Origin of the sequence: uncultured Polaribacter sp. (genome assembly GCF_947503855.1) — a bacterium.
Taxonomy (GTDB): domain Bacteria; phylum Bacteroidota; class Bacteroidia; order Flavobacteriales; family Flavobacteriaceae; genus Polaribacter.
Window position 1 is genome coordinate 140,238 of the sequence record NZ_CANNFF010000007.1, and the last position, 22,019, is coordinate 162,256.

A 22,019-nucleotide genomic window follows, 5' to 3' on the forward strand; every position below is an offset into this window, starting at 1 on the left:
GTTTGTTTAAGTTTAGTATACTAAACTATAAAATAGATTACAGAATATTCTTATAGGGTTGTTAAAAAAAAGAGCATAAAATTTAACCTTTATGCTCTTTTTATAGATTTTAAACTGTTTTTTAATATAAACTCTTATATTTTTCAGGATTGTATTCGTGCATAATTTTATATACTTTTTCAAAAATATCTTCTGTAGAGGGTTTTGAAAAATAATCGCCATCTGTACCATAAGCAGGTCTGTGTGCTTTTGCAGATAGAGTACTAGGTTTGCTATCTAAATGTTGGTAGCCATCTTGCACTTCTAAAATTTCTTGTAAAATGTAGGCAGAAGCTCCACCAGGTACATCTTCATCAACCACCAATAATTTATTTGTTTTTGCTAAACTTTTTACACAGTCGTGGTTTAAATCAAATGGTAAAAGACTTTGTGCATCTATAATTTCTACATTAATATTTACTTGTAATAATTCTTTTGCAGCTTCTTCTACCAAGCGCAATGTAGAGCCATAAGAAATTATCGTAATATCTGTACCTTCTTTAATGGTTTCTACTAGTCCAATTGCAGTTTTAAAGTCTCCTAAATTTTTAGGTAATTCTTCTTTAAGTCTGTAACCATTTAAACATTCTATTACTAAAGCTGGTTCATCACCTTCTAACAAGGTGTTGTAAAAACCAGCAGCTTTGGTCATGTTTCTTGGTACCAAAACATGCATACCTCTTACATTGTTAATAATACCACCCATAGGTGAACCTGCATGCCAAATACCTTCTAATCTATGGCCGCGTGTTCTTATAATTAATGGTGCTTTTTGTTTACCAAAACTTCTATAATGTAAAGTAGCTAAATCATCGCTCATAATTTGTAAAGCATACAATAAATAGTCTAAATATTGTATTTCTGCAATAGGTCTTAAACCACGCATTGCTAAACCAATTCCTTGTCCAATAATGGTTGCTTCTCTAATACCAGTATCAGAAATTCTAATGTCTCCATATTTTTCTTGTAAACCTTCTAAACCTTGGTTTACATCGCCAATATAACCAGCATCTTCTCCAAAAATTACAACTTCAGGGTGTTTTTTTAAGATAGCGTCAAAATTATCTCTCATGATAATTCTTGCATCTACCATATTTTTTTCTTGTGCATATTGTGGTCGTTTTTCCACAACATTTAATGCACTTAAATTACTTTCACTTAAAAGAAAAGTTGAATATTTTTTTTCAGCGTCTTTTAAACTAGCTTTTATAAAGTTTTGTAACGCTCTTTTTTCGGGAAAATTTTCATCTTTTAGATATCTTAATGTTTTTCTACAAGTAGTTAAAATATCTTTTCTAATAGGTTCTATAATTTTTTCTAAATCGGCTTTATTTTTTTCAATAAATGCGCTGTTTTTACTTTTATTAGCAACTTGCTCTAATAGGTTTACTGCTTTATCTACTTCATCTCTAATTTCGTTACTATAAGCACTCCAGGCATTTCTTTTCGCTGTAGTTACTATCTTTTTGGCTTCTTTTTCTAAAATGATTAAATCTTCTTCAGAATCTACAAAACGTAAAGTTTCTCCATTTTCTGCTTCTAATTCAAACTCTAAAATCCACTTTCTCATTTGAGCAATACAATCATGCTCTTTTTCCCAAAGAAGCCTTTGTTTACCTTTATATCTTTCATGAGAGCCAGAGGTAGAATGTCCTTGAGGTTGTGTTAATTCTTTAACGTGAATTAAAACTGGTACATGTTCTTCTCTAGCTATTTTTCCAGCTTTATTATAAGTATCAATTAATTGAACATAATCCCAGCCATTTACTATAAGAATTTCATAACCATCATGTTTATGGTCTCTTTGAAAACCTTTTAAGACTTCAGAAATACTTTCTTTTGTAGTTTGATGTTTTGCATGAACTGAAATACCATATTCATCATCCCAAACACTCATAACCATAGGTACTTGTAAAACACCTGCAGCGTTAATGGTTTCAAAAAATAAACCTTCGCTTGTACTTGCGTTTCCAATGGTGCCCCAAGCAACTTCATTTCCGTTAATTGAAAAATTAGAGCCGTTTTGAACACTTTTTTCGTTTCTATATATTGTTGATGCTTGAGCTAACCCTAACAAACGTGGCATTTGACCTGCTGTTGGAGAAATGTCTGAACTAGAATTGTATTGTTTTGTTAAATTTTTCCAAGAGCCGTCTTCATTTAAACTATGAGTTGCAAAATGCCCCCCCATTTGTCTACCAGCAGACATAGGTTCTAATTCGATATTTGTGTGTGCATATAAACCTGCAAAAAATTGTTGAGCAGTAAGTTCTCCAATAGCCATCATAAAGGTTTGATCTCTGTAATAACCGGATCTAAAATCTCCTTTTCTAAAGGCTTTTGCCATTGCTAATTGAGGTACTTCTTTACCACCGCCAAAAATACCAAATTTTGCTTTTCCTGTTAAAACTTCACGCCTGCCTAACAAACTGCATTCTCTACTAATTTTAGCAATTTTATAGTCGTTTAAAACTTCTGCTTTAAAATCTTCGAATGAAAGTTCTTTTTTATTTTTAGTAAGCTCTTGTTCTAACATTTAACCTGTTTTTTAACTACTACAAAGGTAGTTTTTTTAGTTGATATTTAAAAATATATTAATATATTAAACATTTTGTAATGTTTTTGTAAAAAATCATTCAATTATTAAGAATAATGCAATAAAAACCTGTTTTTTTAATTTTTAGAAAAAACCTCTCCTAAAAAAATTGAAAACCCTACTTATTTCGCCAGTAAAAGTAAATCTTATTTTTTGTGAATAGGATTGATGAGAAATTTCCCAACCGTTATTGGAGTATAAGGGAAAATAGATTTCAAATATATTGTGTATAAAGTTTAAGCGAATACCATTTTCATACCCAAAAAATACTGGTTTTTGCTTACTTTTTAAAAAAGCAACATCATTATAATACTCTACCCATCTCCAAAGACCAATACTAGAGTTTAAAGACAGCATGTATTGATTTGCAAACCTAGTTGGTAGTACCGTTTTAAAACCACCTTCTGTAATAATATATTGTTGACTAAAAATACCCGAATCTTCTGAACGTCCGTAATAATTTAATTCAAACAAATAATCATTAGCCCTGTCTAAACCAAAACTAAAATAATCGCCATTGGAATTGTTGTGTAAAAAAGCACCTGCAAAAATTCTAAAATCTAATTGGGTGTCTGAGGTTGTTAGTTTTCGGTACCTTATATCTGCAGCTATTTTAGAAAAACTTTTAGAAACCTCTGTGCTAAAAATATACCTGTTTTCTTTTATAATATCTGGATTAATGTAATTGTAACTTACACTGAAAACATTGTAATTGTCTTGGTCTGTTTTTATAGCTGTTGGTGCAACCTCTTTATTGATGTGAACCATTTTTGCTCTAATAAATTCATTTGAAGCATCTCTTAAAGATTTTCTTTTAAAAATTACATCTACATAAGGTATTAAGGAACTGTAAGATAAATCTGGTGCATATTGTAAGGTGCCTCCTACAACACCGTAAGCTATTTTGTAAATACTTGTTTTTTCGAAAAATTGATTGTACAAAACATTAAAAGAGCCATTTACTTTTTGACTTTTTAAAGCAAACCCTGGAGAAACTTTAAACTCTAAATTCCTTTTTATTAAAGGTTTGTTGTGCAATTTAACTCCTAAAATTAATCCGTCGTAAAAATTATAAGAAACAGTAGGCTGGTAAAATAGTTGGTTATAGTCTGGCGCTTTTACATCTTTTATTAATGTAAATTTAAACGGTTTGTTAAAAAAATTCTTTTTGATATTGTAATAATTATCAAACGTATTGTATTCTGGATATATGTTTTCGTAATTTAATGCCAATTGATCAAATTGATTTTTAGCAACAGAAATAGTGGTTTGATCCTTTATATTAGGCAGCCATTTTTTTAAGGTAATTTTATTATTTTTTAAACCATAAAAAGCTACAGGTGTAGTAATGTTTCTTTTGTTTTTTATGGTAACTTTTAAGCTATCTCCATCTTTTTCAACATCTTCTATTGTGTAGTCTATCTTTTTGTTTGTTTTTAGAAAATCGCCAAAAAACCATTCGACATCTTTCGTGGTATTTTTTTGTAATACATTTTTAAACTCTTTGCTAGAGGCAATTTTGCATTTATTTTTTTGATAAAATTCTTTAATAGATTTGTTTAAAACAGTATCTCCTAAAAAACCTTTTAAATACACAAAACCCAAACCAGCTTTGTATGTATTAACAATTTTTCTATTAAAATTTGATAAAGAATCTGCAGAGGTTGTAAGTGATTGATCTAAAAATTTTCTAGCTGTAAATTGATATACAAAAGGATATTTCTCGTTAAACTTTAGTTTAGAAATATTATATCTTTTTAAAAACCAGGAGTTTGATGCTTTACCCAACAATTTAACTTCTGGGTAATATTGGTTAATATATTCTATCATCAAATAGTTTTGTATACCATCTATCAACCAATATTCTTTTCTGCTGTTTAACAATAAAGATTTTTTGATATATCTTTTAGAGAGTACTTTAAAGAGGGTTAAATCATATTTGAAAACGTCTGAAAAAGGACTAATAAATTCAGGTAATTGGCTTAATCCATAAATGGGGTTTTTCTTACGCATTACCTCGTCTATAAAAATATTTTTTATGGGGAGTTTACCCAGGTGATTTTCTAAAAACTGTAACTCTCTATTTAAAATTTTTTCTGTAAGTTCTTTGCCAATATCTTCTTCTAAAATATTAGTTTGTATAGTATTTTTATCTGTTATGAATTCTTTAAAAGTATTATTTTCTGCAATATTAATGATAACATCTTTTTCATTTGTACCCTTAAGGTTATATGTGTTTGTTGTTGTATTACTTGTTTTAGTTGCTTTTAAACTACTAACTAAATTTAAATGTTTTGGTAGCGTAAAGTGGATGTTAAATGTTGTAAAATCTTCATACAGATCATCTAAATTTAAGTTGCTCATTAATTGCCAACCGTTTTTGTAAATTGCTGGGCTTATATACCAATATCTTAAATTAAATTTATTTTTGCTAAAACCGTAATTGGTAAACTTATGGTTGGGTAATTTTACAGAATAGGTTAATGTAATTTTTTTCTGATTTCCTGGTAATAAAGGGGTGTCTAAAAATAACTCTAAAATGTCTGGCTTGTTCTTTAGTTCGTTATAAACAACACTTTTAAAATCGATAGAAATATTTTTGATAGAAGTATACCCTAAATTCTTTGGATTTGCAAAATAGAGGTCTTTTCTAAAATCTTTAATAAATCTTTTAGCTAAAGGTGTTTTTCTATCTTTAAAACTATTAGGCCAATTATGAAAAAAAAGACGTGTTAAAGTGTCTTTAGAATTATTAAAATATAAAACTTCTTGTTGAATTAAAAGTGTGTTTTTATCTGTGTTTAAACTTGCTTTAATAGTGATGTTGTTTTGTTGCGACATGCAATAAAAACTACAAAGAAATAACGTAATAGATATGTAAGTAAACTTTGTCAATTATATTTTAATAAAATTTTTAGGTTTGTTTTTTTAACTTGTTTGTCCATGTGAAGAGCATGAATAAGCAATTAAAAAATAAGACATATTCTTTTAAAAGTCTTTTAAAAGTTTGGTTTTAATTGGTATTTAGAATAAAATTTATTTAAGTGAGCTATCGCTTCTTCTGCAGTATCTACTAATCTAAAAAGATTTAAGTCTTTTTCACTAATATTTCCTTCTTCTAAAAGTGTATTTTTAATCCAATCTAATAAGCCTCCCCAAAACTTTTTACCTACCAAAATTATTGGAAAACGTCCAATTTTATGAGTCTGGATTAAGGTTATTGCTTCAAAAAGTTCATCCATAGTACCAAAACCACCAGGCATTACAATAAAACCTTGTGAGTATTTTACAAACATTACTTTGCGAACAAAAAAGTAATCGAAATCTAAACTTTTACCTGCGTCAATCCAAGGATTATTGTGTTGTTCAAAAGGAAGATCAATATTTAAACCTACAGAAATTCCTTTGCCTCTGTTTGCACCTTTATTTCCAGCTTCCATAATACCTGGGCCTCCACCTGTAATAACACCATAACCATTTTGAGTTAATTTAAATGCAATTTCTTCTGCTAAAATATAATATGGATGATCTGGTTTTGTTCTTGCAGAACCAAAAATAGATACACAAGGGCCAATTTTACTTAAAGTTTCATAACCCTCTACAAACTCTGCCATAATTTTAAAAATGGCCCAAGAATCGTTTGTTTTTATTTCGTTCCAGGTTTTTTGCTGTAATTTTTCTCTTATTTTTCTATCGTCATTTGTCATTTTAAAAATTTTTTAAAACTAATTTTTTTTTAAAATTAGTATGCTAATTTAATTCTTTTTTAAGTACTTTAAGAAGTAATAGTTAATAGTTGAATTAGATTGTTACAACAGTTTCTTTAAAAACTGAGCAGTATAACTTTTTTTATGTAGAGCAACTTCTTCTGGAGTTCCCGTAGTTAGTATTTTACCACCTTTTTTACCACCTTCCATACCAACATCAATAACATAGTCTGCTAATTTTACAACATCTAAATTATGTTCAATAATGAGTACAGTGTTTCCTTTGTTTGCTAATTTATTTAAAACTTCCATGAGAACTCTAATGTCTTCAAAATGAAGACCGGTTGTAGGTTCATCTAAAATATAAAAGGTGTTTCCAGTATCTCTTTTAGAAAGTTCTGCAGCCAATTTTATGCGTTGTGCTTCACCACCAGAAAGAGTGGTAGATTGTTGGCCAAGAGTAATATAGCCTAAGCCTACATCTTTAATGGTTTTTAATTTTCTATGTATTTTAGGAATATTTTCAAAGAAATCTGTAGCGTCTTCAATGGTCATATTTAAAACATCAGAAATTGATTTTCCTTTGTATCTAATTTCTAGAGTTTCTCTATTAAAACGCTTTCCCTGGCAAGTTTCGCATTCTACTTGTACATCTGGTAAAAAGTTCATTTCTATTACGCGAACTCCACCACCTTGACAAGTTTCACATCTGCCGCCTTTTACATTAAAAGAAAAACGCCCAGGTTTGTAACCGCGTATGGCGGCTTCTGGAGTTTTTGCAAACAAGCTTCTAATTTCGTCAAAAGTTTTTGTGTAAGTTGCTGGGTTAGAACGAGGTGTTCTGCCAATTGGAGATTGATCTATATCAATAACTTTGTCTACGTGTTCTAAACCTTCAATTTTCTTGTAAGGCATTGGTATTTTTACACCTCTGTATATATGTGCATTTAAAATTGGGTATAAAGTTTCATTAATTAATGTAGATTTTCCACTACCTGAAACCCCAGTTACACAAATCATTTTTCCTAATGGAAATTCTACAGAAACATTTTTTAAATTGTTACCAGATGCACCTTTTAGTTTGATGGTTTTTCCATTTCCTTCTCTTCTTTTAGCAGGAACTTCAATTTTCTTTTTCCCTGTAATATAATCTGCAGTTAATGTTCTTTGTTTTTTAAGCTCTTTAAAAGTGCCTGCAGAAACAATTTCTCCTCCATGTCTTCCTGCTCCTGGGCCAATATCAAAAACAAAATCAGCATTTTCTATCATGTCTTGGTCATGTTCTACCACCAAAACTGAGTTACCAATATCTCTTAATTTTACTAAAGAATCTATTAGTTTTTGATTATCTCTTTGATGTAAACCAATACTAGGTTCATCTAAAATATATAAAACGCCCACAAGCTGAGAGCCAATTTGTGTAGCCAAACGTATTCTTTGTGCTTCTCCGCCAGAAAGCGATTTAGAAGTCCTGTCTAAAGTTAGATAATCTAAGCCAACATCCAGTAAAAACTGAATTCTAGTTCTTATTTCTTTTAGAATTTCTGTGGCAATTGTAATTTGTTTTTTAGATAATTTTTTTTCTATAGTTTTAAACCAGGCAGCTAATTCAGTCACATCCATTTGTGCTAAATCGCTTATGTTTTTATCTAAAATTTTAAAATGAAGCGCTTCTTTTTTTAAACGTTTGCCTTTACAGTTAGAACATGTAACTTCATCCATATAGTTTTTTGCCCAACGTTTAATAGATGTACTTTCTGCGTGATCATATTGATTTGTAATAAAGGCGATAATACCTTCAAAATCTATTTTATAATTTCTTCGAACGCCAACAGTTTTAGATGCGATTTCAAAAGATTCGTTTCCGCCATTTAAAATAATTTCTAAGGCTTGTTTTGGAATATTTTTTATTGGGTCTGTTAATGTAAATTGATAACGCTCTGCAATGTTTTGAATTTGTTTAAAAATCCAACTATTTTTTTGTTCTCCTAAAGGTGCAATTCCACCATTTTTAATAGAAATAGCATCATTGGGTATTACTTTTTTTAGGTTGATCTCATTGGTAATTCCTAACCCGTTGCAAGAACTACAAGCGCCTTTTGGCGAGTTAAAAGAAAATGTATTCGGTTCTGGATTTGGATAGGCAATTCCTGTGGTTGGACACATTAATTCTCTACTAAAATAGCGAGGTTCATTCGTATCTACATCGATAACCATCATGATATTGTTGCCAGAATACAAGGCGGTTTTTATGGTTTCGTCTAAACGTTTGCCTATAGAATTGTTTACAGCCAATCTATCAATTACAACCTCAATATCATGAGTTTTGTAACGATCTAATTTCATGCCTTTTTCTAGCTCTCTTATTTCTCCATCAACACGAACTCTTACAAAACCTTGTTTAGAAATTTGTTCAAAAAGTTCACGATAGTGCCCTTTTCTAGACTTAATTAAAGGTGCTAAGACGGCTATTTTTTTTCCGTTAAAATCCTTTAAAATTAATTGTTTTATTTGCTCATCAGAATAACTTACCATTTTTTCGTTGGAGTTGTAAGAATAAGCATCTGCGGCTCTTGCAAATAAAAGTCGTAAAAAATCGTAAATTTCTGTAATTGTACCCACTGTAGAACGCGGGCTTTTATTGGTGGTTTTTTGCTCAATAGAAATTACTGGCGATAAACCATCAATTTTATCTACATCAGGTCTTTCTAAACCACCTAAAAATTGTCTTGCATAGGCAGAAAAAGTTTCAATGTAGCGTCTTTGTCCTTCAGCATAAATGGTGTCAAAAGCTAAAGATGATTTTCCACTACCACTTAAACCTGTTATTACAACGAGTTTTTCACGGGGTATTTTTACATCAATATTCTTTAAATTGTGTGCTCTTGCTCCGTAAACTTCTATAAATTCTTGCTCTTTCAAATGTGGGTTTTTTCAGAAAAAAGCAAAGTTAATCAATAGATATTTAATTTCTATACCAAACTATAAACCTTTAACAATGTTTTTATGTGAAAGCAGTTATTTTTTTATTGAAAAAACTCTAATAAATAGTATCTTGCCGTATATTTTAATAAAAATGATCAATACCCTAAGACATTATTTTGAAAGAAATGGTTTTGGTGTTTTTTCTAGATTGGCAGATAGATTAGGCATGAGAGCTGTAAACGTACGTTTGTTTTTTATTTATGTTACATTTTTTACAGTAGGTTTGTCTTTTGGTTTGTATTTAACTATGGCATTTTTATTAAAATTAAAAGATAAAATTTACACAAAAAGAAGTTCGGTTTTCGACTTATAAAATATGCCAATTCTACAATCTAAAATAAAAAAAATAGCCATTTTGGTAACCTCTGTATTAGCCATTGGTATCATGGGGTATATGGGTTTGTCTAATTACAATTTTATAGATGCTGTTTACATGACTGTAATTACAGTAACAACAGTGGGCTTTGGAGAACTCAAACCTTTTTCTCCAGAAGAAAAAGTATTTACAATTTTTTTAATTTTAACCAGTATTACCCTTTTTGGTTATGCAGTTTCTGCATTTTCAGAATATTTGGTAAGCGGTAAATTATTTGAACATTTTAAACACAGAAAAGTGGAGAAGCAAATAGGATATTTAAAAGGCCATACTATTGTTTGTGGTTTTGGTAGAAACGGTAAACAAGCCATTGTAAAGTTAAATAATTACAACAAGAAATTTGTTGTTGTAGAAAAAGACAAAGAAATTGTCGATTTTTTAGACTCAGAAAATATTTTAAACATAGAAGGTGATGCAACTTTAGACGAAACTTTACTAAAAGCGGGTATTAAAAATGCATCGTTTTTAATTACAGCCTTGCCTTCTGATGCTAATAATTTATTTGTTGTTTTAACAGCAAGTCAGTTAAATAAAAATTGTACAATTATTAGTAGAGCCTCTAACGAATCTTCTTACAGTAAACTTAAAATCGCAGGTGCAAATAATGTTATTATGCCAGATAAATTAGGAGGTAATCACATGGCGTCTTTAGTTACTACACCAGATGTTATTGAGTTTGTAGATCGTTTAACAATAGAAGGAGAAACTACTGCGAATTTAGAAGAAATCGCTGTAGATGATTTACCAAAAAAATACATTAATCAAACTATTTTAGATTTAGATTTAAGAAGACAAACAGGTTGTACAGTTATTGGCTTTAAAAATCCTGATAAGGATTATGTAATAAACCCAGAAGCAGATATAAAATTAATTGAAGGCTCGCATTTAATAGTTTTAGGAAGACCAGAACAAATTATAAAACTTAGACAATTATTTTAATGAAAAAAGTAATTATAACAGGTAGTAATGGGTTGTTAGGGCAATCTTTGTTAGAGTTATTGTTACAAGAAAAAGAAAACTACCAAGTTTTTGGTTTTTCTAGAGGAAAAAATAGAAGTGGTAGAACCGATTTCGATTATGTTTCTATTGATATTACTGATAAAAACCGTCTAAAGAACGAAGTAGAAAAAATAAATCCTGATTTTATTATAAACACAGCGGCAATGACCCAGGTAGATGATTGCGAAACCAATAAAAAAGCCTGTGATACTTTAAATGTAGACGTTGTAAAATGGTTGGCAGAAATATCATCAACTATAAATTGCCATTTAATACAAATTTCTACAGATTTTATTTTTGATGGTAAAAAAGGATATTATAAAGAAACAGATGCGCCCAATCCTTTAAGCTATTATGGCTTGTCTAAATTAAAATCAGAAGAGGTGTTAACCAATTCAACCATAGATTTTACAATTTTAAGAACTATTTTAGTGTATGGTAAGGTGTACGATTTGAGTAGAAACAACATTGTGCTTTGGGTAAAAAAAATGTTAGAAAACCAACAAGAAATCACCATTGTAGATGATCAATATAGAATGCCAACTTATGTGGTAGATTTAGCAATGGCTTGTAAAATTGCTATCGATAAAAAAGCGATAGGAATTTTTAATATAGCATCCAATACATTATTAAGTGTTTATCAAATTGCGCAAGAAATTGCCAATTGTTTTGGTTTAAATAAAGACTTTATAAAACCAATTTCAACTGCAACTTTAAATCAAACAGCACCAAGACCTGCAAAAACAGGTTTCGATTTAACCAAAACAAATTCACAATTAAGTTTCTACCCTAAATCCTTTACAGAAGACTTAAAAAGGTTTAAAGAAAAATTAATAAAAACCACATTTAACTCATAAAAGTTGTTAAAAGCGCAATTTTTTATGATATTGCAAGCCACTAATTAAAAAACAATTAAACATATTATGAAGAAAAAACTTCTTTCGTTAATGCTTTTAGTATTTCCAATGATATCATTTGCACAAAGTACAACAGATAGCATTGATGCTACTTTTAAAAATTATACAGGCTGGTTTGTAGATGCTATTTTTTATGAAATTCCGTTTTCTGATACCTTTCAAATACCATGGGTTTTAATTGTATTAATTGGTGGTGCTTTATTTTTTACAATTTACTTTAAGTTTATCAATTTTACTGGTTTTTTAACAGCGATACAGGTCGTTAGAGGTAAGTATGAAGATATAGAAAAACATGGTGTAGATAATCTTTATGGTGAAAATGCTCAACAAAAAATTGTAGATGAAGAAAATAATGAAAAAGCATATGGAGATCAAACTCCAGGCGGCGATTTAATTGAAACAATTAGAGATGAAAGTGTTGATGGTGAAGTTTCTCACTTTCAAGCCTTAACGGCAGCATTATCTGCTACAGTTGGTTTAGGTAATATTGCTGGTGTAGCAGTAGCTTTATCCATTGGTGGGCCAGGAGCTACATTTTGGATGATAGTTGCTGGTCTTTTAGGAATGGCATCAAAATTTGCAGAATGTACATTAGGGGTAAAATATAGAGATGTTGGTGAAGATGGCACTGTTTATGGAGGTCCAATGTACTATTTAACCAAAGGATTAAAAGAAAAAGGAGCTGGTGGTTTTGGTAAAGTTTTAGCTGTACTATTTGCAATCTTTGTAATTGGAGGTTCATTTGGTGGTGGAAACATGTTTCAAGCAAACCAAGCAGCCGCACAGTTTACAAAATTATTTGAACTAACAGGACCAAATGCAGGTTTGTATTTTGGTATAGTAATGGCTGTTTTAGTAGCAGTTGTAATTATTGGAGGTATTAAAAGAATTGCTTCTGTAACAGAAAAAGTAGTGCCTTTTATGGCGGGTATTTATGTGTTAGCGGCTTTAATTATCTTGTTTGCTAATTTTAGTTTAATAGACGATGCCTTTGCTTTAATTTATGAAGGTGCCTTTTCTGGTTTAGGGATAGCAGGTGGTTTAATTGGGGTGATGATACAAGGTATACGTAGAGGAGCATTTTCTAACGAAGCTGGTGTGGGATCTGCAGCAATTGCACACTCTGCAGTAAGAACTAAATACCCTGCAAGTGAAGGGATTGTTGCTTTATTAGAACCCTTTGTAGATACAGTAGTAATTTGTACTATGACTGCCTTGGTAATTATTATAACAAATTTCGATGGTCAGTTTATGCAATATGGAGTAGAAATTAAAGAAGGTGTAGAGTTAACAGCTATAGCGTTCGATTCTGTAATACCTCATTTCTCTGTAGTGTTAACAATTGCTGTAATACTATTTGCGTTTTCTACAATGATTTCTTGGTCTTACTATGGTATGCAAGGTTGGAAATTCTTATTCGGAAAAGGTAAAATTACAGATTTAGTTTATAAAGTATTATTTTTAATGTTTGTTGTTGTGGGGGCATCTATTAGTTTAGGAGCAGTAATCGACTTTTCTGACGCTATGATTTTTGCAATGGTAGTACCAAACATTATTGGTGTAATTATGTTATCTCCAGTTATTAAGAAAGAGCTTAGTAAATACATGAATGCTATCAACAAAAAAGAAGAAGCAATAGAAGATGGTGCTGTTGATATCAATGAGCATATGTAAAAAACAATTTATATGAAATTATTAAAATCCCATTTCTGGTATAACAAAAGCCAAAGAAATGGGATTTTTCTTTTAGTAATAATTATTTTGATTTTTCAAGCAATTATTTTCTTTACAGACTTTTCTTCTGAAGGAAAAATTGATATGAACTCTCCAGAAGTAGTAGCATTTCGAAACCAAATTGATAGTTTAAAAAGAATTGAACTAGAGCATAGAAAACCTAAAAGATATCCATTCAACCCCAATTACATAACAGACTATAAAGGAGAACAATTAGGAATGTCTTTAAATGAGATAGATCGTTTGTTAACCTTCAGGAAAACGAATAAGTTTGTAAATTCAAAAGAAGAATTTCAAAAAGTAACCAAAGTCTCAGACACCTTACTAAATAAAATTGCTCCATATTTTAAATTTCCAGATTGGGTAGTGGAAAGAAATAGAAATCAACAGAGCAGTATAAATACGATTACTAGTAAAACAAAAAAATATAGAGGAAATTCATACCACAATACCCCCAAACATATAATAACATCAACAGATATTAATAAGGCTTCACAAGAAGATTTTAAAACTATATATGGTGTAGGAGAGAAGTTGTCAGAAAGAATTATTAAGTATCGTTCTAAATTACAAGGATTTTCTTTGAACAGTCAACTCTTTGAAGTGTGGGGTTTAAAAAAAGATGTGGCAGAAAAGGTATTAAAAACTTTTAAAATTATAGAAAAGCCAATCATAAAAAAAGAGAACGTAAACATAGTAACATTCAGGCAATTATTAAAAAATCCATACATAGATTACGAGCTTTGTAAAAAGATTTTCGATTACAGAGATCAAGTTGCTGAACTTCAAGACATAAAAGAATTAATAAACATCGAGGGTTTTCCTGTAGATAAATATGACAGAATAGTCTTATATTTGGTGGCTGAATAAACAACTAAAAAAGCACTGAATGAAAAGTATGTATTTTACAGAAGAGCATGAAGCTTTTCGTGCAAGTTTCAAAGATTTTTTACAAAAAGAAGTAGTTCCTCATGTAGAAAAATGGGAGAAAACCGGAAGTATAGAACGTTTCATTTGGAAAAAATTTGGAGAAATGGGCTACTTTGGCTTATCTACTCCAGAAGAATATGGTGGTTTAAATCTAGACCTTTTTTACACAGTTGTTTTTTTAGAAGAAATGCAAAAAATAAATTCAGGTGGTTTTGCTGCAGCAATGTGGGCTCATGAGTATTTAGCAATGACGCACTTAAACAAAGAAGCAAGCGAAGCAACAAAACAAAAATATTTAGTACCAAGTGTAGAGGGTGCTAAAATCGGTTGTTTATGTGTAACAGAACCATTTGGTGGTTCAGATGTTGCAGGCATGCGTTCTACAGCTATAAAAAAAGGAGATAAATATATTTTAAATGGCTCTAAAACATTTATTACAAATGGTGTTTATTCAGACTATTTAATTGTAGCTGCAAAAACAGACCCATCAGAAAAATATAAAGGGATTAGTATTTTTGTGGTAGATAGAAATACGAAAGGTGTATCTGCAACCAAATTAGACAAATTAGGTTGGCGTGCATCAGACACAGGAGAAATTGCTTTCGATAACGTAGAAATTCCCCAAGAAAATTTATTAGGCGAAGAAGGGAAAGGCTTTCCATATATTATGCAACATTTTGCCTTAGAAAGGCTTTTAATGGGCGTAAATGCACATGCAAGAGCAGAGTTTGCAGTAGATTACGTTATTAAATACATGCAAGAAAGAGTTGCGTTTGGTAAGTCTTTAGATAAATTTCAAGCACTTAGGCACAAAATTGCAGAGATGGCAAGTAGAGTAGATATGTGTAGAGAGTACAACTACTCTATAGCAAAAAGATTAGACCAAGGTAACTATGTTGTAAAAGAAGCAAGTATGTCTAAGCTATTATCAACAAAAATGGCAGACGAAGTTATTTATGACGCCTTACAGTTATTAGGTGGTTATGGTTATATGGAAGAATATCCAATGGCTCGTTTGTTAAGAGATAGTAGGTTAGGCCCAATAGGAGGAGGTACTTCTGAAATTTTAAAAGAAATTATCGCAAAAATGGTAATTGATGGTAAAGAGTATAAGCCAGCAACGTAGTTTTTATAATTAGCCTTTTTGCGAAAATAATTCTTAAATTATCGCAAAAATGATAATTGACGACAAAGAGTATAAGCCAGCAACGTAATTTAACATCAACTCAACTAACTACTAATAAACTAAAGCCTACAGACTAATTTGGGCGTTCCCTAAAGGTCGGGCTTTACGTTATATCTTTTTTTTAATCTAAACTTATTTTAGTATTTGTTTATTAAAAAGCTTATTGTCATGTGAATTGCAACTTTTATATTTTATAAAAAAAGGATGCCACTTCAATCCCTAACGCGTAACGTTTTTAAAATAAAATCAATAAAAAAATTGTAATTCATAATTAATAATTACATTTGCAGTCCAAAAAATAAAAACAAATAGTTTAATTACTATAAAAATATAAAGATACTTATGAAGGGAGGTGCCAACTTATGTTAATTATTCCAGTAAAAGATGGAGAGAATATAGATAGAGCGTTAAAGCGTTACAAAAGAAAGTTCGACAGAACAAAAACAATGAAAAACTTACGTAACAGAAAAAACTTTACAAAGCCGTCTGTAGCTAAAAGAGCTCAAAGAATCAAAGCATCTTACGTTCAAAGATTAAGAACACAAGAAGAAGTAGGTTAGTGAAACTCAATTTTGAAAAGACCAAAGGTAGCATTCAAAATTGTAAGTTGAACTAATCCCGATTTTACATCGGGATCTATAAATATAAACCTCATACAAAATTTGTATGAGGTTTTTTCTTGCTTCTAATTTAAAAAGACCAAAGGTCGTATTCAAAATTGTAAGTTGAACTAATCCCGATTTTACATCAGAGTTTTAGCTTAAAATAATAATCCGTAGAATTTATTTCTAGGGATTTTTTTATAAACAAAATTTTGTAGTTTTACACAAACAACAACAAATACTGTGATACAGTCTTTCTTAGAATATTTATCTTTAGAAAAAAAATATGCTACACATACTATAATAGCCTATAAAAACGATTTGCTAGCGTTTAAAGATTTTATAGAAACAGAGTATAAGGTGGAAGATTTAGCAGAGGTGCATTATTCACAAATTAGAACTTGGATAGTTGCTTTGGTAAATCAAAAAATAACTAATAGAAGCATAAATAGAAAAATTAGTTCGCTAAAATCATTCTATAAATTTCTTCAAAAAACAGCACATATAGAAAAAAATCCATTATCAAAACATAAATCCTTAAAAACACCCAAAAAAGTACAAGTACCATTTACAGTAAAAGAAGTAAATAATGCTATAAATAGTTTTACAGAAGAAGACAATTTTACAAGCTTAAGAAATAAACTTTTAATAGAACTTTTATACTCTACAGGAATTAGAAGAATAGAACTCATTAACTTAAAAGAAAGAGATATAAACCTTATAGACAAAACAATAAAAGTTCTAGGAAAAAGAAATAAAGAAAGGTATGTGCCTTTGTTAGCTTCAGTAATTCAACTATTAAAGAGTTATCAAGAAGAAAAAAATAAAATTTCAGTAAAATCAGAATACCTATTTATAACATCAAAAGGAAATAAAATATACGAAACACTTGTTTATAGAATTATAAATTCTTACTTTAGTAGAGTCTCAGAAAAGGTAAAAAAGAGTCCTCATATATTAAGACACTCTTTTGCAACCCACCTTTTAAACGAAGGTGCAGATTTAAATTCTGTAAAAGAACTACTAGGGCATTCATCCTTAGCCTCAACACAAGTCTATACGCACAATAGTCTTGATGCAATAAAAAAAGTGTATAACCAAGCTCATCCAAAGAGCGTAAAAAAAGATGACGTATGAAAGTATTCTCCCAATCCGTAAATTTTAATGCAGATCACAAGTTAATTGAGTTTGTAAAAACAAAAGTTTCAGCCTTATCAAAATTTCACGACAAAATTGTAGATGCAGAAGTTTTTTTAAAAGTTCAAAATACAAGCGATAAAGAAAATAAAATTACAGAAGTTAAAATAAATATTCCAGGTAAAGAATTAATCATAAAAAGAGAAACAAAGACATTTGAAGAAGGTATTAATTTAGCTGTAGAAAACCTTAAAAGACAGCTCAAAAGATCTAAAGAAAAACACAGAGATTCATTAATATCATAAAATGATAAAAAAAAGTAAAAAAAAATTATAAAAAGTTTTAGAATATAAAAAAACTTTATACATTTGCAGTCCGTTAGAAATAGCGGATTGTTTTTTTGTTAAAACAGCCGATGTAGCTCAGCTGGCTAGAGCAGCTGATTTGTAATCAGCAGGTCGTGGGTTCGAGTCCCTCCATCGGCTCTAAAGTAAAATAAATTGCAAATGCAATTTAGTTCATTGAAATAGTAAATGAAAGGGGAGATACTCAAGCGGCCAACGAGGACGGACTGTAACTCCGTTGACTATGTCTTCGCAGGTTCGAATCCTGCTCTCCCCACAATTTACATATTGCGAAAGTAGCTCAGTTGGTAGAGCGTCAGCCTTCCAAGCTGAATGTCGCCGGTTCGAACCCGGTCTTTCGCTCAAATAATTTACGAGTTACGAAACAAGAAATACAAATCGTAAATCTAAATCGGCAGTAGTAAATTAATTGCCGATGTAGCTCAGTTGGTAGAGCGCATCCTTGGTAGGGATGAGGTCATGGGTTCAAATCCCATCATTGGCTCACTTTAAAAAGTATTATTAGACACTAAATATATTTAAACTAAGAATTAAAATTAATAATTATGGCAAAAGGAACTTTTGACCGTTCGAAACCACACTTAAACATTGGTACTATCGGACACGTAGATCACGGTAAAACTACTTTAACTGCGGCTATTACTAAAGTATTAGCTGATGCAGGTTTCTCTGAAGCTAGATCTTTTGATCAGATTGATAATGCTCCAGAAGAAAAAGAAAGAGGTATTACAATTAACACTTCTCACGTAGAATATCAAACAGCTAACCGTCACTATGCTCACGTAGACTGTCCAGGTCACGCGGATTATGTAAAGAACATGGTAACAGGTGCTGCTCAAATGGATGGTGCTATATTAGTAGTTGCGGCTACAGATGGTCCTATGCCACAAACTAGAGAGCACATCTTATTAGGACGTCAGGTAGGTATTCCACGTATCGTTGTTTTCTTAAACAAAGTTGATATGGTAGACGATGAGGAGCTTTTAGAATTAGTAGATATGGAGGTTAGAGAATTATTATCTTTCTATGATTATGATGGAGATAATGGTCCTGTTGTTTCTGGTTCTGCTTTAGGAGCTTTAAATGGTGAGCAAAAATGGGTTGATACTGTTTTAGAATTAATGGCTGCTTGTGATGAGTGGATTGAAGAGCCTACAAGAGAGGTTGATAAAGATTTCTTAATGCCAATTGAAGATGTATTCTCAATTACAGGTCGTGGTACAGTAGCAACTGGACGTATCGAAACTGGAATCGCTAATACTGGAGATGTTGTAGATATTATTGGTATGGGTGCAGAGAAATTATCATCTACTATCACTGGTATCGAAATGTTTCGTCAAATCTTAGATAGAGGTGAGGCTGGAGATAATGCTGGTATCCTATTAAGAGGTATTGCAAAAGAAGATATTAAAAGAGGTATGGTAATCTGTAAGCCAGGTTCTGTAACTCCACATGCTAAATTCAAAGCAGAAGTTTATGTTCTTAAAAAAGAAGAAGGTGGTCGTCATACGCCATTCCATAATAACTACCGTCCACAGTTCTATGTAAGAACTACAGATGTAACAGGTACTATTAACTTACCTGATGGAGTTGAAATGGTAATGCCAGGTGATAACTTAACAATAACAGTAGACTTAATACAGCCGATTGCATTAAATGTAGGTTTACGTTTCGCTATCCGTGAAGGTGGTAGAACTGTAGGAGCTGGTCAAGTAACTGAATTATTAGATTAAGAGTAACTTAATTTACTAATTATAATTTAAAAGGGTGTCCCGATTTTTTCGGGATGCCTTTATAAATGAAATAATAAACGGGTTTAGCTCAGTTGGTAGAGCACTGGTCTCCAAAACCAGGTGTCGGGAGTTCGAGTCTCTCAATCCGTGCAAAATATAAAAGTAAGATGAACTTTATACAATATATCAAAGATTCTTTTGAAGAGTTAAATAATCACATGACTTGGATCTCAAAAGAAGAAGCTCAAAAAACTACTGTAACTGTAGCTGTTTTTACAATATTATTTGCATTAGCTGTAGCAGGTATAGATTATGTTTTTCAAACTGGGTTAGATAACTTTTTCAAATTATTTTAATAATAAATTATGGCTGATTCAGTGATGAAATGGTATGTTGTTAGAGCCATTGGAGGACAAGAAAATAAAGTGAAAGCTTACATAGAAACAGAAATTTCTAGAGTAGGTTTATCAGATTACGTAAACCAAGTAATTGTACCAACAGAAAAAGTTGTACAAATTAGAAATGGTAAAAAAGTAAACAGAGAAAGAGTTTATTTTCCAGGGTACATAATGGTAGAGGCTAATCTTTCAGGAGAAGTACCTCACGTTATAAAAGCAATAACTGGTGTTATTGGTTTTTTAGGTGAAACCAAAGGTGGTGAACCTGTTCCAATGAGAAAATCAGAAGTGAATAGAATGCTAGGTAAAGTTGATGAACTTTCTGTGCAAGATGAAAATATTGCAATTCCATTTAACGTTGGAGAAACAGTAAAAGTTGTAGATGGTCCATTTAACGGATTTGACGGAACTATAGAAAAAGTGAATGAAGAAAAGCGTAAGCTTGAGGTAATGGTGAAAATATTCGGAAGAAAAACACCATTAGAATTAAGCTATATGCAAGTAGAAAAGATATAATTGTTACACAAATATATATCGATTTATTTTTTGGCTTCCAACTTAAAATAAATCATTAAACATTTTTAAAATGGCAAAAGAAGTTAGTAAAGTAGTTAAGTTACAAGTAAGGGGAGGCGCAGCGAATCCATCGCCGCCGGTTGGACCCGCTTTAGGTGCTGCTGGTGTTAACATTATGGAGTTCTGTAAACAGTTTAATGCAAGAACGCAAGACAAACAAGGTAAAGTTTTACCTGTTGTTATTACTGTTTTCAAAGACAAATCGTTTGATTTTGTTGTAAAAACTCCTCCTGCAGCAGTTCAGTTACTAGAAGCGGCCAAAATTAAAAAAGGTTCAGGAGAACCAAACAGAAAAAAAGTAGCATCTGTTACTTGGGATCAAATTAAAGTAATCGCAGAAGACAAAATGGTAGATTTAAATGCCTTTGAAGTTACTTCAGCTATGAAAATGATTGCAGGTACAGCACGTTCTATGGGATTAACAGTAAAAGGTAATGCACCAGCATAAACTTTATAAAAAGTAGTAAAATGGCAAAATTAACAAAAAAGCAAAAAGAAGCTTACGCAAAGTTAGATAGCTCTAAATCTTATGATTTAGCTGCTGCTTCAGCGCTAGTCAAAGACATTACTAATGTAAAGTTTGATGCATCTGTAGATTTGGCAATACGTTTAGGAGTAGATCCACGTAAAGCTAATCAAATGGTTAGAGGTGTAGTAACATTACCTCACGGAACTGGTAAAGATGTAAAAGTTTTAGCATTGGTAACTCCAGATAAAGAAGCAGAAGCTACAGCAGCTGGCGCAGATTATGTGGGATTAGATGAATACCTTCAAAAAATTAAAGGAGGATGGACAGATGTAGACGTTATTATAACAATGCCTAGTGTTATGGGTAAATTAGGTCCTTTAGGTAGAGTTTTAGGTCCTAGAGGTTTAATGCCTAACCCAAAAACAGGTACTGTAACAATGGATGTTGCAAAAGCTGTTCAAGATGTAAAAGCTGGTAAAATCGACTTTAAAGTTGATAAAACAGGTATTGTTCATGCGGCAATTGGAAAAGTATCTTTTGATGCAAAGAAAATTGAAGAAAATGCAAATGAATTATTACAAACAATTATGAAATTGAAACCTACAACTGCAAAGGGTACATATGTAAAAAGTGTATTTATGTCTAGTACAATGAGTCCTAGTGTAGCTGTTGAGTTTAAATCTGTTTAATACGTTAAAACTTATAATTATGACTAGAGAAGAGAAATCACAAGTAATACAAGATTTAACAGCAACATTAGCAGATACTAATACTTTATATTTAGCAGATATTTCTGGTTTAGATGCAGGAACTACCTCTAATTTACGTAGAGCTTGTTTTAAAGCAGGTATTCAGCTATCAGTTGTAAAAAATACTTTACTTGCAAAAGCAATGGAAGCTTCAGACAAAGATTTTGGAGACTTACCAACAGTATTAAAAGGAAACACTTCTATGATGATTTCAGAAGCAGCAAATGCTCCTGCAAAATTAATCAAAGAATTTAGAAAAAAATCTAAAGATAGACCATTATTAAAAGGGGCTTTTGCAGAAGAGTCTATTTATATTGGTGATGAACAATTAGATGCTTTAGTAGATATTAAATCTAGAGAAGAACTTATTGGAGAAATCATTGGATTATTACAGTCTCCTGCTAAAAATGTTGTTTCAGCATTACAATCAGGTGGACAAACACTTTCAGGTATTATTAAAACTTTATCTGAAAAATAATTACGCGCACAAATAAACTAAAATAAACAAAATTTTTAAAAAC

Annotated in this window: 19 protein-coding genes and 5 tRNA genes; 20 read left to right on the forward strand and 4 right to left on the reverse strand. The window is 31.0% G+C overall.

Features of this window, described 5'->3' with window-relative positions:
• Positions 1-121 precede the first annotated feature (121 nt).
• The 4 genes from Q0662_RS07750 to uvrA form a co-directional block, all read right to left on the reverse strand.
• Positions 122-2,575 carry a thiamine pyrophosphate-dependent enzyme gene (locus Q0662_RS07750; protein ID WP_298948422.1) on the reverse strand — a complete coding sequence of 818 codons (2,454 nt, stop codon included), beginning with the start codon at positions 2,573-2,575 and terminating at the stop codon, positions 122-124.
• Between the two features lie 144 nt (positions 2,576-2,719).
• Positions 2,720-5,476: an aminopeptidase gene (locus Q0662_RS07755; protein WP_298948424.1), complete on the reverse strand. Its 2,757-nt coding sequence runs from the start codon at positions 5,474-5,476 to the stop codon at positions 2,720-2,722.
• A 158-nt stretch (positions 5,477-5,634) separates the two neighbouring features.
• Positions 5,635-6,342: a TIGR00730 family Rossman fold protein gene (locus tag Q0662_RS07760; protein ID WP_298948426.1), complete on the reverse strand. Its 708-nt coding sequence runs from the start codon at positions 6,340-6,342 to the stop codon at positions 5,635-5,637.
• 102 nt (positions 6,343-6,444) lie between these two features.
• Positions 6,445-9,264: an excinuclease ABC subunit UvrA gene (uvrA, locus tag Q0662_RS07765; RefSeq protein ID WP_298948428.1), complete on the reverse strand. Its 2,820-nt coding sequence runs from the start codon at positions 9,262-9,264 to the stop codon at positions 6,445-6,447.
• A 154-nt stretch (positions 9,265-9,418) separates the two neighbouring features.
• Here uvrA and Q0662_RS07770 point away from each other — a divergent pair, with 154 nt between their 5' ends.
• The 20 genes from Q0662_RS07770 (at position 9,419) to rplJ (ending at position 21,976) form a co-directional block, all read left to right on the forward strand.
• Complete coding sequence (locus Q0662_RS07770) at positions 9,419-9,640, forward strand: PspC domain-containing protein (protein WP_298948430.1); 222 nt, start codon at positions 9,419-9,421, stop codon at positions 9,638-9,640.
• Positions 9,641-9,643: 3 nt separating this feature from the next.
• A complete protein-coding gene (locus tag Q0662_RS07775; RefSeq protein ID WP_298948432.1) occupies positions 9,644-10,642 on the forward strand; it encodes a TrkA family potassium uptake protein in 999 nt (332 codons plus the stop codon).
• Positions 10,642-11,559, forward strand: coding sequence for an SDR family oxidoreductase (locus Q0662_RS07780; RefSeq protein ID WP_298948433.1), 918 nt, complete (start codon positions 10,642-10,644; stop codon positions 11,557-11,559). Before Q0662_RS07775 ends, Q0662_RS07780 begins: the two co-directional genes overlap by 1 nt.
• Positions 11,560-11,625: 66 nt before the next feature.
• Positions 11,626-13,293 carry a sodium:alanine symporter family protein gene (locus Q0662_RS07785; RefSeq protein WP_298948435.1) on the forward strand — a complete coding sequence of 556 codons (1,668 nt, stop codon included), beginning with the start codon at positions 11,626-11,628 and terminating at the stop codon, positions 13,291-13,293.
• 12 nt (positions 13,294-13,305) lie between these two features.
• On the forward strand, positions 13,306-14,223 hold the full coding sequence (locus Q0662_RS07790) for a helix-hairpin-helix domain-containing protein (protein WP_298948438.1): 918 nt from the start codon (positions 13,306-13,308) through the stop codon (positions 14,221-14,223).
• Between the two features lie 19 nt (positions 14,224-14,242).
• A complete protein-coding gene (locus Q0662_RS07795) occupies positions 14,243-15,409 on the forward strand; it encodes an acyl-CoA dehydrogenase family protein (RefSeq protein WP_298948441.1) in 1,167 nt (388 codons plus the stop codon).
• A gap of 422 nt (positions 15,410-15,831) precedes the next feature.
• Positions 15,832-16,029, forward strand: coding sequence for a 30S ribosomal protein S21 (gene rpsU, locus Q0662_RS07800; protein WP_298948443.1), 198 nt, complete (start codon positions 15,832-15,834; stop codon positions 16,027-16,029).
• A 285-nt stretch (positions 16,030-16,314) separates the two neighbouring features.
• A complete protein-coding gene (locus Q0662_RS07805) occupies positions 16,315-17,208 on the forward strand; it encodes a tyrosine-type recombinase/integrase (RefSeq protein WP_298948445.1) in 894 nt (297 codons plus the stop codon).
• Entirely contained in the window at positions 17,205-17,513 is a 309-nt protein-coding gene (gene raiA, locus Q0662_RS07810; RefSeq protein ID WP_298948447.1) for a ribosome-associated translation inhibitor RaiA, read from the forward strand. The genes Q0662_RS07805 and raiA overlap by 4 nt, the downstream gene beginning before the upstream one ends.
• Before the next feature lie 106 nt (positions 17,514-17,619).
• Positions 17,620-17,693, forward strand: a tRNA-Thr gene (locus Q0662_RS07815).
• A 54-nt stretch (positions 17,694-17,747) separates the two neighbouring features.
• A tRNA-Tyr gene (locus Q0662_RS07820) sits at positions 17,748-17,829 on the forward strand.
• A gap of 13 nt (positions 17,830-17,842) precedes the next feature.
• Positions 17,843-17,915 (forward strand) — tRNA-Gly (locus Q0662_RS07825).
• Positions 17,916-17,984: 69 nt separating this feature from the next.
• Positions 17,985-18,057 (forward strand) — tRNA-Thr (locus Q0662_RS07830).
• Positions 18,058-18,118: 61 nt separating this feature from the next.
• The gene (gene tuf / locus Q0662_RS07835; RefSeq protein WP_298948450.1) at positions 18,119-19,306 is read left to right on the forward strand and encodes an elongation factor Tu; all 1,188 of its coding nucleotides are present in this window, start codon (positions 18,119-18,121) and stop codon (positions 19,304-19,306) included.
• Between the two features lie 77 nt (positions 19,307-19,383).
• A tRNA-Trp gene (locus Q0662_RS07840) sits at positions 19,384-19,456 on the forward strand.
• 17 nt (positions 19,457-19,473) lie between these two features.
• A complete protein-coding gene (gene secE, locus Q0662_RS07845) occupies positions 19,474-19,662 on the forward strand; it encodes a preprotein translocase subunit SecE (protein WP_138534161.1) in 189 nt (62 codons plus the stop codon).
• A 9-nt stretch (positions 19,663-19,671) separates the two neighbouring features.
• Positions 19,672-20,220: a transcription termination/antitermination protein NusG gene (nusG, locus tag Q0662_RS07850; RefSeq protein ID WP_298948510.1), complete on the forward strand. Its 549-nt coding sequence runs from the start codon at positions 19,672-19,674 to the stop codon at positions 20,218-20,220.
• Between the two features lie 70 nt (positions 20,221-20,290).
• The gene (gene rplK, locus Q0662_RS07855; RefSeq protein WP_015480733.1) at positions 20,291-20,728 is read left to right on the forward strand and encodes a 50S ribosomal protein L11; all 438 of its coding nucleotides are present in this window, start codon (positions 20,291-20,293) and stop codon (positions 20,726-20,728) included.
• A 20-nt stretch (positions 20,729-20,748) separates the two neighbouring features.
• Positions 20,749-21,438 carry a 50S ribosomal protein L1 gene (gene rplA, locus Q0662_RS07860; RefSeq protein WP_298948516.1) on the forward strand — a complete coding sequence of 230 codons (690 nt, stop codon included), beginning with the start codon at positions 20,749-20,751 and terminating at the stop codon, positions 21,436-21,438.
• Between the two features lie 19 nt (positions 21,439-21,457).
• Positions 21,458-21,976, forward strand: coding sequence for a 50S ribosomal protein L10 (gene rplJ / locus Q0662_RS07865; RefSeq protein WP_298948519.1), 519 nt, complete (start codon positions 21,458-21,460; stop codon positions 21,974-21,976).
• Positions 21,977-22,019 lie beyond the last annotated feature (43 nt).

What these genes read in the sequence shown, in the direction of transcription:
- Q0662_RS07750 (WP_298948422.1), bottom strand. Translation starts at nt 2,575, where the DNA reads ATGTTAGAACAAGAGCTTACTAAAAATAAAAAAGAACTTTCATTCGAA.
- Q0662_RS07755 (WP_298948424.1), bottom strand. Translation starts at nt 5,476, where the DNA reads ATGTCGCAACAAAACAACATCACTATTAAAGCAAGTTTAAACACAGAT.
- Q0662_RS07760 (WP_298948426.1), bottom strand. Translation starts at nt 6,342, where the DNA reads ATGACAAATGACGATAGAAAAATAAGAGAAAAATTACAGCAAAAAACC.
- Q0662_RS07770 (WP_298948430.1), top strand. Translation starts at nt 9,419, where the DNA reads ATGATCAATACCCTAAGACATTATTTTGAAAGAAATGGTTTTGGTGTT.
- Q0662_RS07775 (WP_298948432.1), top strand. Translation starts at nt 9,644, where the DNA reads ATGCCAATTCTACAATCTAAAATAAAAAAAATAGCCATTTTGGTAACC.
- Q0662_RS07780 (WP_298948433.1), top strand. Translation starts at nt 10,642, where the DNA reads ATGAAAAAAGTAATTATAACAGGTAGTAATGGGTTGTTAGGGCAATCT.
- Q0662_RS07785 (WP_298948435.1), top strand. Translation starts at nt 11,626, where the DNA reads ATGAAGAAAAAACTTCTTTCGTTAATGCTTTTAGTATTTCCAATGATA.
- Q0662_RS07790 (WP_298948438.1), top strand. Translation starts at nt 13,306, where the DNA reads ATGAAATTATTAAAATCCCATTTCTGGTATAACAAAAGCCAAAGAAAT.
- Q0662_RS07795 (WP_298948441.1), top strand. Translation starts at nt 14,243, where the DNA reads ATGAAAAGTATGTATTTTACAGAAGAGCATGAAGCTTTTCGTGCAAGT.
- rpsU (WP_298948443.1), top strand. Translation starts at nt 15,832, where the DNA reads ATGTTAATTATTCCAGTAAAAGATGGAGAGAATATAGATAGAGCGTTA.
- raiA (WP_298948447.1), top strand. Translation starts at nt 17,205, where the DNA reads ATGAAAGTATTCTCCCAATCCGTAAATTTTAATGCAGATCACAAGTTA.
- tuf (WP_298948450.1), top strand. Translation starts at nt 18,119, where the DNA reads ATGGCAAAAGGAACTTTTGACCGTTCGAAACCACACTTAAACATTGGT.
- secE (WP_138534161.1), top strand. Translation starts at nt 19,474, where the DNA reads ATGAACTTTATACAATATATCAAAGATTCTTTTGAAGAGTTAAATAAT.
- nusG (WP_298948510.1), top strand. Translation starts at nt 19,672, where the DNA reads ATGGCTGATTCAGTGATGAAATGGTATGTTGTTAGAGCCATTGGAGGA.
- rplK (WP_015480733.1), top strand. Translation starts at nt 20,291, where the DNA reads ATGGCAAAAGAAGTTAGTAAAGTAGTTAAGTTACAAGTAAGGGGAGGC.
- rplA (WP_298948516.1), top strand. Translation starts at nt 20,749, where the DNA reads ATGGCAAAATTAACAAAAAAGCAAAAAGAAGCTTACGCAAAGTTAGAT.
- rplJ (WP_298948519.1), top strand. Translation starts at nt 21,458, where the DNA reads ATGACTAGAGAAGAGAAATCACAAGTAATACAAGATTTAACAGCAACA.